Source organism: Pseudomonas brassicacearum (genome assembly GCF_000585995.1).
In the GTDB taxonomy this organism is placed as follows: Bacteria; Pseudomonadota; Gammaproteobacteria; order Pseudomonadales; family Pseudomonadaceae; genus Aquipseudomonas; species Aquipseudomonas brassicacearum_A.
In genome coordinates this window covers 5,493,769-5,508,315 of the sequence record NZ_CP007410.1, presented here as the reverse complement: position 1 = coordinate 5,508,315, position 14,547 = coordinate 5,493,769, and the positions used below count along the sequence as shown (strand labels likewise).

Genomic DNA, 14,547 nt, shown 5'->3' with positions numbered 1-14,547 from the left:
AGTGTCCCTGATCGCTTCTGACCACTTCCGCATCGTTGTCGGCCTCGGCAAGAGCGGCATGTCCCTGGTTCGCTTCCTGGCGAACCGGGGCGTGTCGTTTGCCGTGGCCGATACGCGGGAAAATCCACCTGAGCTGGCCACGCTGCGGCGTGACTATCCGCAGGTGGACGTGCGTTGTGGCGAGCTGGACGTTGAATTCCTGTGTCGCGCCGATGAGCTCTACGTGAGCCCCGGCCTGGCCCTGGCGACTCCGGCCCTGCAGGCGGCGGCTGCCCGAGGCGTAAAACTGTCCGGCGACATCGAGCTGTTCGCGCGTAATGCCAAGGCGCCGATCATCGCCATCAGCGGCTCCAATGCGAAAAGCACCGTCACCACCCTGGTGGGCGAAATGGCCGCTGCGGCCGGCAAGCGCGTCGCCGTGGGCGGCAACCTCGGTACCCCGGCGCTGGACCTGCTCAGTGACGACGTCGAGCTGTACGTGATGGAGTTGTCGAGCTTCCAGCTCGAAACCACCGATCACCTGGGCGCCGAAGTGGCGACCGTGCTCAACGTCAGCGAAGACCACATGGACCGCTACAGCGGTCTGCCGGCTTATCACCTGGCCAAGCACCGGATCTTCCGTGGCGCCCGGCAAGTGGTGTTCAACCGCCAGGACGCCCTGACCCGTCCGCTGCTGGGCGAAGGCCTGCCGTGCTGGTCCTTCGGCCTGGGTGTTCCGGATTTCAAAGGCTTCGGCTTGCGCGAAGAGAATGGCGAGAAATACCTGGCCTTCGAATTCCAGAACCTGATGCCTGTGCGCGAACTGAAGATTCGTGGTGCCCACAACCAGGCCAATGCCTTGGCGGCCCTGGCCCTGGGACACGCGGTCGGCCTGCCGTTCGACGCCATGCTTTCGGCCCTGCGTACGTTTGCCGGTCTCGAACACCGCTGCCAGTGGGTGCGCGATCTCGATGGCGTGGCTTGGTACAACGATTCCAAGGCCACCAACGTCGGTGCCGCACTGGCCGCTATCGAAGGGTTGGGCGCGGACATTGAAGGCAAACTCGTGCTGATCGCCGGCGGCGACGGCAAGGGCGCCGACTTCAAGGACCTGCGCGATCCGGTGGCGGCCAACTGCCGTGCCGTGGTGTTGATGGGCCGCGACCGCGAGTTGATCGCCCAGGCACTCGGCGATGCCGTGCCGCTGGTTCGCGTCGGCTCGCTGGACGAAGCCGTGCAGCAATGCCGCACCCTGGCGCAACCGGGCGACGCGGTGCTGCTGTCACCGGCCTGCGCCAGTTTTGACATGTTCAAGAACTACGAAGAACGCGGGCAGTTGTTCGCCCGGGCCGCGGAGGACTTGGCATGAGCCTGATGAATATCATTAAGCCGTACCCGTCGCCGCTGATCACCGGGCGCGGCATCGACCTGGATTTCCCGATGCTCGCCGGTTGCCTGGCATTGCTGGGCCTGGGCCTGGTGATGATCACCTCCGCGTCGTCGGAAGTGGCGGCCGTGCAGTCGGGCAACACGCTTTACCACATGATCCGCCACCTGATTTACCTGGTGATCGGCCTGGGCGCGTGCATCGTCACCATGATGGTGCCGATCGCCACCTGGCAGCGCCTGGGCTGGATGATGCTGCTCGGTGCCTTTGGCCTGTTGGTGATGGTGCTGTTGCCGGGTATTGGCCGCGAGGTCAACGGTTCGATGCGCTGGATCGGCTTCAGCTTCTTCAACGTACAGCCGTCGGAAATCGCCAAGGTCTTCGTGGTGATCTACCTCGCCGGTTACCTGGTGCGTCGCCAGAAAGAAGTGCGCGAGAGTTGGATGGGCTTCTTCAAGCCGTTCATCGTGTTGCTGCCGATGGCGGGCCTGCTGCTGATGGAGCCGGACTTCGGCGCCACGGTGGTGATGATGGGCGCGGCGGCGGCGATGCTGTTCCTGGGCGGCGTCGGGCTGTTCCGTTTCACCTTGATGGTGGCGCTGGCGGTTGGCGCGGTGACCGTGCTGGTCCAGGCGCAACCCTATCGGATGGCGCGTCTGATTACCTTCACCGACCCGTGGGCCGACCAGTTCGGTTCCGGCTACCAATTGACCCAGGCACTGATCGCCTTCGGTCGCGGCGAATGGCTGGGCGTGGGCCTGGGCAACAGCGTGCAGAAGCAGTTCTACCTGCCCGAAGCCCACACCGACTTCGTGTTCTCGGTCCTGGCCGAAGAGCTGGGCGTGGTGGGCTCGTTGTGCACCGTTGCCCTGTTCGTGTTCGTTTGCGTGCGCGGCATGTACATCGGTTTGTGGGCCGAGAAGGCCAAGCAGTTTTTTGCCGCTTATGTGGCCTATGGCTTGTCGTTCCTGTGGATCGGCCAGTTCCTGATCAACATCGGCGTGAACGTCGGCCTGTTGCCGACCAAAGGCCTGACGCTGCCGTTCCTCAGTTATGGCGGCAGCTCCCTGGTGATCTGCTGTGCCTGTCTCGGCTTGTTGCTGCGCATCGAATGGGAGAGTCGAACCCATCTGGGCAGCGAAGAGATGGAATTCCAGGAGAGCGACTTCGCCGAGGAGCCGACCCATGGGCGCTAACGTGCTGATCATGGCGGGCGGTACCGGCGGGCATGTATTCCCGGCGCTGGCTTGTGCCCGCGAGTTCCAGGCGCGCGGCTACACCGTGCACTGGCTGGGTACGCCACGGGGCATCGAGAATGAACTGGTGCCCGGCGCGGGCCTGGAGCTGCACCGGATCGACGCGAGTGGCCTGCGGGGCAAGGGCAAGCTGTCGTTGTTCAAGGCGCCGCTGATGCTGCTCAAGTCGGTCTGGCAGGCCCGGGCGATCATCCGTCGGTTGCGGCCGGTCTGCGTGGTGGGGTTTGGCGGTTATGTGACCGGCCCTGGCGGCGTTGCGGCAAAACTGGCGGGCGTGCCGGTGATCGTTCACGAGCAGAACGCCGTCGCCGGTACCGCCAATCGGTTACTGGTGCCGTTGGCCGCCCGGGTCTGTGAAGCCTTTCCCGACACCTTTACCCTGTCGGGCAGCCGCCGCACCACTGGTAATCCGGTGCGGATCGAGCTGTTCCTCGATACACCGCGCCCAGCCCTGGCTGGACGCAAGGCGCGATTGCTGATCCTGGGCGGAAGCCTGGGGGCAGAGCCGTTGAACAAATTGCTGCCCGAAGCTTTGTCCCAGGTCGCCCCCGAACTGCGGCCGGAAGTGTTTCACCAGGCTGGCAAAAACCACGATGAAGTGACTGCCGAGCGCTACCGCGCCGCAGGCGTCGAGGCGCAAGTGCAGCCTTTCATCAAAGACATGGCCCAAGCCTATGGCTGGGCCGACCTGGTGGTCTGCCGCGCAGGCGCGTTGACCATCAGCGAACTGGCTGCCGCCGGTCTGCCCTCGATGCTGGTGCCTTTGCCCCACGCCATCGACGATCACCAGACCCGCAATGCCGATTATTTGGCCCGTGAAGGCGCAGCCTTCCTGATGCCGCAAAGAACGACTGGCGCCGCGGATCTTGCCGCCCGCCTGACAGAGGTTTTGATGCAGCCGCAACGACTTGAAGACATGGCCCGCGCCGCCCGCCGCCTGGCCAAACCCGATGCTACGGCCCAAGTGGTCGATACCTGCCTGGAGGTGGCCCATGGTTGAGAATCGCAAAGCCATGCCGCAACCGGAAATGCGCCGCATCCGCCGTATCCACTTCGTCGGTATCGGCGGCGTGGGCATGTGCGGGATCGCCGAAGTGCTATTGAACCTGGGCTACGAAGTCTCCGGCTCGGACCTCAAAGCGTCCCCGGTGACCGAGCGCCTGGAGTCCTTTGGCGCCCAGATTTTCATCGGCCACCGCGCCGAGAACGCCGCCAATGCCGACGTGCTGGTGGTTTCCAGCGCCGTGAACACGTCCAACCCGGAAGTCGCCACCGCCCTGGAACGCCGTATTCCCGTGGTGCCTCGGGCCGAGATGCTGGCCGAGCTGATGCGCTATCGCCACGGCATCGCCGTCGCCGGTACCCACGGCAAGACCACCACCACCAGCCTGATCGCTTCGGTGTTCGCCGCCGGTGGCCTGGACCCGACCTTCGTGATCGGTGGCCGTCTGAATGCCGCGGGCACCAATGCCCAGCTGGGCACCAGCCGCTACCTGATCGCCGAAGCCGACGAGAGCGACGCGAGCTTCCTGCACCTGCAACCGCTGGTGGCGGTGGTGACCAACATCGACGCCGACCACATGGCGACCTACGACGGCGACTTCAACAAGTTGAAGAAAACCTTCGTCGAGTTCCTGCACAACCTGCCGTTCTACGGCCTGGCGGTGGTGTGCCTGGACGACCCGGTGGTGCGCGAGATCTTGCCGCTGATCAAGCGTCCGACCGTGACCTACGGTTTCGGCGAAGACGTCGACGTGCGCGCCATCAACGTGCGCCAGCAGGGCATGCAGACGTTCTTCACCGTGTTGCGTCCGGATCGCGAACCACTGGATGTGTCGGTGAACATGCCCGGCAACCACAACGTGCTCAACGCGTTGGCGACCATTTGCATCGCCACCGATGAAGGCGTCAGCGATGAAGCTATCGTCCAGGGCCTGTCCGGGTTCCAGGGCGTGGGCCGACGCTTCCAGGTCTACGGCGAGCTGCCGGTGGACGGCGGCAACGTGATGTTGGTGGACGACTACGGCCACCACCCGACCGAAGTCGCGGCGGTGATCAAGGCCGTGCGCGGTGGCTGGCCGGAGCGGCGCCTGGTGATGGTCTACCAGCCGCACCGCTACAGCCGCACCCGCGACCTGTATGACGATTTCGTCCAGGTACTGGCCGACGCCAACGTGCTGCTGTTGATGGAAGTCTATCCGGCCGGTGAAGAGCCGATCCCCGGGGCCGACAGCCGTCAGCTGTGCCACAGCATTCGCCAGCGTGGCCAGTTGGACCCGATCTACATCGAGCGCGGCGTGGAGTTGGCGCCGCTGGTCAAGCCGCTGTTGCGCGCGGGCGACATCCTGTTGTGCCAGGGTGCCGGTGACATCGGTGGCCTGGCCCCGAAACTGTTGAAAAGTCCGTTATTCGCCGGGGCAATCGTGGCACCCAGCGAGGGGAAACTGAAATGACTGCTGCCTACGCCAATTTGGTCTCGACCCTTGACCCGAAAGCCTTCGGCCGCGTTGCCGTGCTGTTCGGCGGCAAGAGCGCCGAGCGCGAGGTGTCCCTCAAGTCCGGCAATGCCGTGCTGCAAGCCCTGCAAAGTGCCGGTGTCGACGCCTTCGGTATCGACGTGGGCGACGATTTCCTGCAGCGCCTGCTGAACGAGAAGATCGACCGCGCGTTCATCATTCTGCATGGCCGCGGCGGTGAAGACGGCAGCATGCAAGGCTTGCTCGAGTGCGTGGGCATTCCCTACACCGGCAGCGGCATCCTGGCGTCTGCCCTGGCGATGGACAAACTGCGCACCAAGCAGGTCTGGCACAGCCTCGGCATTCCGACGCCCCGTCACGCCGTGCTGGCGTCCGAGAGCGATTGTATTTCGGCGGCCACGGAACTGGGCTTCCCTTTGATCGTCAAACCGGCCCATGAAGGTTCAAGTATCGGCATGGCGAAAGTGAATTCGCTGCCAGAGTTGACCGCGGCATGGAAAGACGCCAGTTCCTACGATTCGCAAGTGTTGGTCGAGCAATGGATCACCGGTCCAGAGTTCACCATCGCCACCCTGCGTGACCAGGTATTGCCCCCGATTGCGCTGGGCACACCGCACACGTTCTACGACTACGACGCCAAGTACGTCGCCAACGATACCCAGTACCGCATTCCTTGCGGGCTGGACAGCACCAAGGAAAAAGAACTGATGGACCTCACGGCCAAGGCCTGTGAGGCGCTGGGTATTGCCGGTTGGGGACGGGCGGACGTGATGCAGGACGCCGATGGGCAGTTCTGGTTCCTGGAAGTCAACACCGCTCCCGGCATGACCGATCACAGCCTGGTACCGATGGCGGCCCGTGCCGCCGGTCTGGATTTCCAGCAACTGGTGCTGTCGATCCTGGCGGCCAGTGTCGGCCCTCAAGAGCCAAGAGGTTAAGCCATGCAAGGAGCATCGCTTCGTCATCAGCCATCCGCACCCGGTCGCAAGCCGGTGCCGCGGGGTGCCAGCCGAATGGTGGCTAAAGAGCCGATGTCGGCGCGTTTGCCGAAAGCCAATTTTGGTTTTCTCAAGAGCCTGTTCTGGCCGGTGCTGCTGGTGGCGTTGGGGTTCGGTACCTATGAAGGCGCGCAACGGTTGTTGCCTTATGCCGACCGGCCGATTGCCCGGATCAACGTCCAGGGCGACCTGAGCTACATCAGTCAGCAAGCGGTGCAGCAGCGGATCGCGCCGTTCGTGGCGTCGAGCTTCTTCACCATCGACCTGGCGGGCATGCGCACGGAGCTGGAGCAGATGCCCTGGATCGCCCATGCGGAGGTCCGCCGGGTTTGGCCTGACCAGGTGTCTATTCGCCTGGAAGAGCAACTGCCGGTGGCCCGTTGGGGCGACGAGTCGTTGCTGAACAACCAGGGCCAGGCGTTCACGCCGCGGGAACTGGCGAACTACGAACATTTGCCACAACTGTTCGGTCCCCAACGGGCCCAGCAGCAAGTGATGCAGCAATACCAGGTGTTGAGTCAGATGTTGCGGCCCCTGGGCTTCTCCATCGCGCGCCTGGAATTGCGTGAGCGCGGCAGCTGGTTTCTGACCACTGGCGCGGGCAGCTCGGGCCCGGGCATCGAGCTGCTGCTCGGTCGCGGCAACCTGGTGGAAAAGATGCGCCGTTTCATTGCCATCTATGACAAGACGCTCAAAGAACAGATTACGAACATCGCGCGCATCGATCTGCGCTACGCCAACGGCCTGGCTGTTGGCTGGCGGGAACCTGTAGCGCCCACGACGGCCGCACCCGCCGTCGCGAAGAATTAAGAAGAGGCAGGACCCATGGCAAACGTGCAAAGCGGAAAAATGATCGTCGGTCTGGATATCGGCACTTCCAAGGTGGTAGCGCTGGTAGGCGAGGTCGCGGACGACGGCACGCTGGTCATCGTCGGGATCGGTACCCATCCGTCCCGTGGCTTGAAAAAAGGCGTGGTGGTGAACATCGAGTCCACCGTGCAATCGATCCAGCGCGCCATCGAAGAAGCGCAGCTGATGGCCGGTTGCCGGATCCACTCGGCGTTCGTCGGCGTGGCGGGCAATCACATCCGCAGCCTGAACTCCCACGGCATCGTGGCGATCCGTGATCGCGAAGTCAGCTCCGCGGACCTTGAACGCGTGCTCGACGCGGCCCAGGCCGTGGCGATCCCGGCCGACCAGCGTGTACTGCACACCCTGCCGCAGGATTACGTGATCGATAACCAGGAAGGTGTGCGTGAGCCCCTGGGCATGTCCGGCGTGCGCCTGGAAGCCAAGGTCCACGTGGTCACCTGTGCCGTGAACGCTGCGCAGAACATTGAAAAATGCGTGCGCCGCTGCGGCCTGGAAATCGACGACATCATCCTCGAGCAACTGGCCTCGGCCTACTCGGTGCTGACCGACGACGAGAAAGAGCTGGGCGTGTGCCTGGTGGACATCGGCGGCGGCACCACCGACATCGCGATCTTCACCGAAGGCGCCATCCGCCACACGGCGGTGATCCCGATTGCCGGCGACCAGGTGACCAACGACATCGCCATGGCGCTGCGTACCCCGACCCAGTACGCCGAGGAAATCAAGATCCGCTACGCCTGCGCCCTGGCGAAACTGGCCGGTGCCGGTGAAACCATCAAGGTGCCAAGCGTCGGCGACCGTCCACCACGCGAACTGTCGCGCCAGGCCTTGGCCGAAGTGGTCGAGCCGCGCTACGACGAACTGTTCACGCTGATCCAGGCCGAACTGCGTCGCAGCGGCTACGAAGACCTGATCCCGGCCGGCATCGTGCTGACCGGCGGTACGTCGAAGATGGAAGGCGCGGTCGAGCTGGCCGAAGAGATTTTCCACATGCCGGTACGCCTGGGCGTGCCCCATGGCGTCAAGGGCCTGGATGACGTGGTCCGCAACCCGATTTATTCCACCGGCGTTGGCCTGTTGATGTACGGCCTGCAGAAGCAGTCCGACGGGATTTCGTTCTCAGGGATAGGCAGTCGCGACAGCTACAGCAACGACGAGCCGAAGGCGCCGCTCTTCGAGCGGCTCCAGGCTTGGGTCAAAGGCAATTTTTAAAACAGGTTCAAAGCTTCACGCGGCAAGTTTCAGGCTTGGCGCTGGAAGGCGGTAAAAAACGCAGTAGGCGAAAAAAACTAGAGAATGTAAGGAGAGGGAAAATGTTTGAACTCGTAGACAACATCCCCGCTAGCCCGGTTATCAAGGTAATCGGAGTCGGCGGTGGCGGCGGCAACGCTGTCAACCACATGGTCAAGAGCAACATTGAAGGCGTTGAATTCATCTGCGCCAACACTGATGCCCAGGCGCTGAAATCCATCGGCGCGCGGACCATCCTGCAACTGGGCACTGGTGTAACCAAAGGCCTGGGCGCCGGCGCCAACCCTGAAGTCGGTCGTCAGGCCGCTCTCGAAGACCGCGAGCGTATTGCCGAAGTCCTGCAGGGCACCAACATGGTGTTCATTACCACGGGCATGGGCGGCGGTACCGGTACCGGTGCGGCGCCGATCATTGCCGAAGTGGCCAAGGAAATGGGGATTCTCACCGTTGCGGTGGTGACTCGTCCGTTCCCGTTCGAAGGTCGCAAGCGCATGCAGATCGCCGACGAAGGTATCCGTCTGCTGTCTGAAAGCGTCGACTCGTTGATCACCATTCCCAACGAGAAGCTGCTGACCATCCTCGGTAAAGACGCAAGCCTCTTGTCGGCTTTCGCCAAGGCTGACGATGTACTGGCCGGCGCCGTTCGCGGTATCTCCGACATCATCAAGCGTCCGGGCATGATCAACGTCGACTTTGCCGACGTACGGACTGTCATGAGCGAAATGGGCATGGCGATGATGGGCACTGGCTGCGCCAGCGGTCCGAACCGTGCACGCGAGGCCACCGAAGCGGCCATTCGCAACCCGTTGCTCGAAGACGTGAACCTGCAAGGTGCACGCGGCATCCTGGTGAACATCACCGCCGGTCCTGACCTGTCCCTGGGTGAGTACTCCGACGTGGGTAGCATCATCGAAGCCTTTGCTTCCGAGCACGCCATGGTCAAGGTCGGTACCGTGATCGATCCGGATATGCGCGACGAGTTGCACGTGACTGTGGTTGCCACCGGTCTGGGCGCGAAAATCGAGAAGCCTGTGAAGGTCATCGACAATACCGTTCACACTTCCATGGCTTCGCAACCGCAACAACAAGCGTCTGCCCGTCAGGAAGCGCCTGCGGTGAACTACCGTGACCTGGACCGTCCGACCGTCATGCGCAACCAGGCTCAGGCCGGTGCCGCGACTGCCGCGAAGATGAATCCGCAAGACGATCTGGATTACCTGGACATCCCGGCATTCCTGCGTCGTCAGGCCGATTGATGAAATGTATCAGGGGGATACGGGTGATTGGTGTTCAGCAAAGGTCTGGTCTGCTATCATCGCCAGCCTTTGTTGATACCAGTTCGCAATTTGCGCTGAAGCGGCCCATGCCATGATTAAACAACGCACCCTGAAGAATATTATCCGTGCCACAGGTGTCGGCTTGCACTCCGGCGAGAAGGTCTACCTGACCCTCAAGCCCGCGCCTATCGATACCGGCATTGTGTTTTGTCGTGCCGACCTCGACCCTGTGGTGCAGATTCCTGCTCGCGCGGAAAACGTTGGTGAAACCACTATGTCGACCACGTTGGTCAACGGTGACACCAGAGTGGACACGGTGGAGCATTTGCTCTCGGCCATGGCTGGCCTGGGCATCGATAACGCCTACGTCGAGCTCTCCGCGTCCGAAGTCCCGATCATGGATGGCAGTGCCGGACCCTTCGTATTCCTGATTCAATCGGCTGGCCTGGAAGAGCAGGACGCCGCCAAGAAGTTCATCCGTATCTTGCGGGAAGTGACCGTGGAAGATGGCGACAAGCGCGCCACTTTTGTCCCTTTCGAAGGTTTCAAGGTGAGCTTCGAGATCGATTTCGATCATCCGGTTTTCCGTGACCGCACCCAGAGTGCAAGCGTGGACTTTTCCAGTACTTCGTTCGTAAAAGAAGTCAGCCGCGCCCGTACCTTTGGTTTCATGAGTGATATCGAGTACCTGCGCAAGCACAACCTCGCACTCGGCGGCAGTGTTGAAAACGCGATCGTGGTCGATTCCGATGGTGTGTTGAACGAAGACGGCCTTCGTTATGAAGACGAATTCGTCAAGCACAAGATCCTCGATGCAATCGGCGACCTCTACCTGCTGGGCAATAGCCTGATTGGTGAGTTCAAGGGCTTCAAGTCCGGTCATGCACTGAACAACCAGCTGCTGCGCAAGTTGATTGAGCAGAAAGACGCTTGGGAAGTCGTGACGTTCGAAGACGCCAGCACCGCACCCATCTCTTACATGCGCCCTGTTGCGGCCGTGTAAGCAAAAAACCTCTCTAGTTTTTTAAGGGCTGCCTTCGGGTGGCCTTTTTTTATGGATGTTTCCTGAGGAGGGTGGGTAGTTGTGGCGAGGGAGCTTGCTCCCGCTGGGGCGCGCAGCGGCCCTGAAATCTGACTCCGCGGTGTATCAGACTCATTGGCCAGGCCTGTTTGGGGCTGCTGCGCAGCCCAGCGGGAGCAAGCTCCCTCGCCACAGAGAGCCATGCCCATAGCCTTTGGGTGCACCGGCGCTACATCGCACAAACCACACGATTACGCCCACTGGCCTTGGCCTGGTACAGCGCCTTGTCGGCGGCGAACAGGAGTTGTTCGAGTTCGCCATACGGCCCTTGTGCCCAAGTGGCGATGCCGATACTGACCGTCATGGGCGTTTCCCCCTCGGACACAGGTGGCAGTTGTTCAACCGCGTCGCGAATGTTCTGGGCCATGGTGAAGGCGCCAGCGGTGGTGGTCTCCGGCAGCACCACCGAGAACTCCTCACCGCCATAGCGCGCCGCCAGGTCGGCGGGACGTCGGACATGCTGGCCGATCAATTGCGCCAAGGTGCGCAGGGCCTCGTCACCCTGTTGATGACCATGACGATCGTTGAACGCCTTGAAATGATCGGCATCGATCATCAGCACAGACAGCGGTTGGCCCGAACGTTGGGCGCGCAGCCATTCCTGTTGTAACGTCTCATCCAGTGTTCGTCGGTTGGCCAGGCCCGTCAGGGCGTCGACGGACGCCAGTTGGGCCAATTTCCGTTCAGCCCTGTAACGGCGGCGCAATTCGCGGCGCAGTAGCCAGGTGAGCCAGAGCAGACCGATGCACAGCGCGCCGGTAGCGCCGCTGACCAACAATGCCGTGCGCTGCCATGAGGCGAAGACCTCTTGGGAGGAGAGCGCTACCACGACGATCAATGGCAGGTTGCCCACCTGGGAAAAGGTGTACAGGCGCTGTGTCTGATCAAAGCTGGAGACGCTGGTAAAACTGCCGTTACCTTCACGCAGGATGCGTACGAAGTTCGGTCGGTTGCTGAAGTCCTTGCCGATCATGTCGTCGGCCAGGGGCGGTTCCTGGGCCAACAGAATTCCATCGCGGCTGACCAGGTTGACCGTCCCGTGGCCGATGTTCAGGCTTTTGAACAGCTGGCTGAAGTAGTTCAAACGCATCGCGGCCTCGGCCACGCCCATGAACTCACCCCGGTCGTCGCTCAGTCGATAGCTGAAACTGATGCGCCAATCGTGGGTGGCACTCCTGGAACGGAATGGGCGACTGATCATCATGCCCAGGCTCGGGTCCTGAACATGGGACTGGAAATACTCTCGGTCGGCGTAATTGCCTTTGCGCGGTTCGACCGAGGCGGAGTCGGCGATTACATCGCCACGCTTGTCGAGCAGCAGGATGTCGCCTTTGTAGGGGGCGGCGGTGGCGCGGTCGAACAGCGCCAGATGGCGAATCGCCGGCGAAACATCTTCCAGGTCGTCGCGTTTGGCGGCGGCGACCAAACCTTGCAGCGACAGATCGTAGAGCTCCACGTTACGCAGCACATCGGCGTCAATCAATTGCACGATATTGGTCGCCGCACGTGTCGCAGCCTGTTGTGCGGCCGCATGTTCGCGGATCAACAGAAACGTCACGATGCTCAGGATGGCAATGACAACCAGCGAGCTGGCCAGTACGAGTACCCGTTCCGAACGTATCGAAGGCTGGGTGTTGCCGGGTGTCGCACTGCGCGCGCTCATGGTTCCGATGTCTGCATTGTCATGTGGCTGGGATCCGTCCCCAAGGATTGCAAACCGGCAATGAACCAGATGCTGGCCTTTTGCTGATTGTGCTTGGATCAATGAGAGCGGGCAATCAGTGTTTGCGCAATTACCCGGTAATTAATGAAAGTTGGGGGGCGCGTTCGGACGGTATTCCGATTTTGCTACAGTTGGCTTTCGCCCAGCATTCATTGGCTTGGAAAGACCTGATGACGTGTAAAAACTTATGGGGGGAGGGGCGTCAGGCTGGCAAGCGGATCCCGAATGTGTTGACACCCTGGTCGCTGTGCACAAACACATCGCCACCATGCATCAGTGCAATCGCCTTGACGATGGCCAGCCCCAGCCCATGGTTGGCGCCACTGTTGCTACGCGAGGCATCGACGCGATAGAAACGTTCGAACAGGCGTGGCAGATGCTCGCCGGCAATCGGTTCACCGGGGTTGGTGACGGCGAGGGTGATCTGGTCGCCAAGGGCCTCGATGCGCACGTCGATCACTTGCCCGGGCGCGGTATGCTGCACGGCGTTGCTCAGCAGGTTGATCAGCGCCCGTCGCAGGTGAGCGATCTCGATGTTGGCCTGGGCGTCGCCGCTGACCCGGACCTGGACCTGGGCGTCTTCCAGAATGAAGTCCAGGTAATCGAGGGTGGTCGCCACTTCGCCGGCCAGGGAGGTGCTGGTCAACTTGGTGGCTTTGCTGCCCTGGTCTGCGCTGGCCAGGAACAGCATGTCGTTGATGATCGAACGCAGCCGCTCCAGCTCCTCGAGGTTTGACTGCAACACTTCGAAGTAATGCTCGGCCGAACGCCCACGGGTCAGTGCCACCTGGGTCTGGCCGATCAGGTTGGTCAGGGGCGAGCGCAGCTCATGGGCAACGTCGGCGTTGAACGACTCCAGCCGTGAGTACGCCTGTTCGACCCGGTCGAGGGTGGCATTGAAGGAGCTGACGAACTGACTGAGCTCCGGCGGCAGCGGTGACAGCCGCAAGCGCCCGGACAGGCGGGGCGGGGTCAGGCGCCGGGCCTCATCGGACAGTTTGATCAGTGGCTTGAGGCCGATGCGTGCCACCCAATAACCCAGCAAAGAAGCCAGCAGCACACCGACAATCGCCAGGCTCACCAGCGCCACCAGCAGATGATGCTGGGTCTGGTAGAACGTCTCGGTGTCGATCCCGATCATGAAACGTAGCGGCGGGCGTTGGTCCTTGGCGGGGAACTGGCTGACCAACACTTTCATCGGGTAATGCCGCTGGGGCAACTTCAGGTCGCGCTTGCCCAGCGGACCTTCGGCAAAGGCGCGGATCTGCGGATCGGGATCGCCATACTCAAAGCGCGGATCGCCGCTGACGATCCAGAAGTGGATGCGCTTGTCTTCTTCGCCCAGCAGTCGCAATTTGTTGTTGATCTTCACCCAGTGCTCGGACGTGCCATAACGGCCGACCGTCGACTCCAGGACACTGTAGCGGGCGTCGAGCTCGGCTTCGGGCAAGAGGCCAAGGCCTTTGCCAACCTGTTGATACAACGCCCCGCCGATCAACAAAAACACCAGCGCCGCCACCAGCGTGAACAGGCCGCTCAGGCGCAGGGCGATGCTATTAGGGTAGGTCATCGCTGCGACTCTCCAACACATAGCCCATCCCGCGGATGGTGTGCAGCAGCTTTTGCTCGAACGGCCCGTCGAGCTTGGCTCGCAGGCGTTTGATCGCCACTTCCACTACGTTGGCGTCGCTGTCGAAGTTGATGTCCCAGACCATTTCGGCGATGGCGGTCTTCGAGAGTATTTCGCCTTGGCGGCGGGCCAGGACGCTGAGCAGGGAAAACTCCTTGGCCGTCAGGTCCAGGCGTTGGCCCGCGCGAGTGGCCTTGCGGCTGATCAGGTCGATCCACAGGTCGGCGATGCTCACTTGCACCGGTTCATGGCCGCCGCTGCGGCGGGTCAGGGCTTGCAGGCGGGCCACCAGCTCCAGGAAGGAGAAGGGCTTGCCCAGGTAGTCGTCGGCGCCGTCGCGCAGGCCCTTGATGCGGTCTTCGACCCGTTCACGGGCCGTAAGCATGATCACCGGTGTCTGCTTGCGGGCACGCAGGGCCCGCAGCACGCCGAAACCGTCCAGGCCCGGCAGCATCACATCGAGCACGATCACGGCGTAGTCGGTTTCCAGGGCCAGGTGCAGCCCCTCGATGCCGTCCGGCGCGACGTCCACGGTGTAGCCCTGTTCGGTCAGGCCGCGGTGCAGGTAGTCCGCGGTTTTCTCTTCGTCTTCGATGATCAGAACGCGCATGGTCC

General features: G+C 62.2%; 12 protein-coding genes. 9 read left to right on the top strand and 3 right to left on the bottom strand.

Annotated elements, in window-relative coordinates:
* The first annotated feature begins 1 nt into the window (after window position 1).
* The 9 genes from murD to lpxC all read left to right on the top strand — a co-directional run bounded on the left by murD (window position 2) and on the right by lpxC (window position 10,501).
* Window positions 2–1,348 (top strand): UDP-N-acetylmuramoyl-L-alanine--D-glutamate ligase, encoded by a 1,347-nt coding sequence (gene murD, locus CD58_RS23545; RefSeq protein WP_025215399.1) that lies wholly within the window; start codon window positions 2–4, stop codon window positions 1,346–1,348.
* Window positions 1,345–2,562 carry a putative lipid II flippase FtsW gene (gene ftsW, locus CD58_RS23540; RefSeq protein WP_025215398.1) on the top strand — a complete coding sequence of 406 codons (1,218 nt, stop codon included), beginning with the start codon at window positions 1,345–1,347 and terminating at the stop codon, window positions 2,560–2,562. Before murD ends, ftsW begins: the two co-directional genes overlap by 4 nt.
* Complete coding sequence (gene murG, locus CD58_RS23535; protein WP_025215397.1) at window positions 2,552–3,622, top strand: undecaprenyldiphospho-muramoylpentapeptide beta-N-acetylglucosaminyltransferase; 1,071 nt, start codon at window positions 2,552–2,554, stop codon at window positions 3,620–3,622. The genes ftsW and murG overlap by 11 nt, the downstream gene beginning before the upstream one ends.
* The gene (gene murC, locus CD58_RS23530) at window positions 3,615–5,075 is read left to right on the top strand and encodes a UDP-N-acetylmuramate--L-alanine ligase (protein ID WP_025215396.1); all 1,461 of its coding nucleotides are present in this window, start codon (window positions 3,615–3,617) and stop codon (window positions 5,073–5,075) included. The genes murG and murC overlap by 8 nt, the downstream gene beginning before the upstream one ends.
* Window positions 5,072–6,037 carry a D-alanine--D-alanine ligase gene (locus tag CD58_RS23525; RefSeq protein ID WP_025215395.1) on the top strand — a complete coding sequence of 322 codons (966 nt, stop codon included), beginning with the start codon at window positions 5,072–5,074 and terminating at the stop codon, window positions 6,035–6,037. The genes murC and CD58_RS23525 overlap by 4 nt, the downstream gene beginning before the upstream one ends.
* Window positions 6,038–6,040: 3 nt before the next feature.
* Window positions 6,041–6,907, top strand: a complete 867-nt coding sequence (locus CD58_RS23520; RefSeq protein WP_025215394.1) for a cell division protein FtsQ/DivIB — start codon at window positions 6,041–6,043, stop codon at window positions 6,905–6,907.
* A 15-nt stretch (window positions 6,908–6,922) separates the two neighbouring features.
* On the top strand, window positions 6,923–8,182 hold the full coding sequence (ftsA, locus tag CD58_RS23515) for a cell division protein FtsA (RefSeq protein ID WP_003178237.1): 1,260 nt from the start codon (window positions 6,923–6,925) through the stop codon (window positions 8,180–8,182).
* A gap of 101 nt (window positions 8,183–8,283) precedes the next feature.
* On the top strand, window positions 8,284–9,477 hold the full coding sequence (gene ftsZ, locus CD58_RS23510; RefSeq protein WP_025215393.1) for a cell division protein FtsZ: 1,194 nt from the start codon (window positions 8,284–8,286) through the stop codon (window positions 9,475–9,477).
* Window positions 9,478–9,589: 112 nt separating this feature from the next.
* Window positions 9,590–10,501, top strand: coding sequence for a UDP-3-O-acyl-N-acetylglucosamine deacetylase (lpxC, locus tag CD58_RS23505; RefSeq protein ID WP_025215392.1), 912 nt, complete (start codon window positions 9,590–9,592; stop codon window positions 10,499–10,501).
* Window positions 10,502–10,748: 247 nt separating this feature from the next.
* On the opposite strand, the gene CD58_RS23500 is transcribed toward lpxC, so the two are convergent.
* The 3 genes from CD58_RS23500 to CD58_RS23490 form a co-directional block, all read right to left on the bottom strand.
* Window positions 10,749–12,242, bottom strand: a complete 1,494-nt coding sequence (locus CD58_RS23500) for a sensor domain-containing diguanylate cyclase (protein WP_025215391.1) — start codon at window positions 12,240–12,242, stop codon at window positions 10,749–10,751.
* A 262-nt stretch (window positions 12,243–12,504) separates the two neighbouring features.
* On the bottom strand, window positions 12,505–13,872 hold the full coding sequence (locus CD58_RS23495; protein ID WP_025215390.1) for a heavy metal sensor histidine kinase: 1,368 nt from the start codon (window positions 13,870–13,872) through the stop codon (window positions 12,505–12,507).
* On the bottom strand, window positions 13,859–14,542 hold the full coding sequence (locus tag CD58_RS23490; RefSeq protein WP_025215389.1) for a heavy metal response regulator transcription factor: 684 nt from the start codon (window positions 14,540–14,542) through the stop codon (window positions 13,859–13,861). Before CD58_RS23490 ends, CD58_RS23495 begins: the two co-directional genes overlap by 14 nt.
* Window positions 14,543–14,547: the final 5 nt, after the last annotated feature.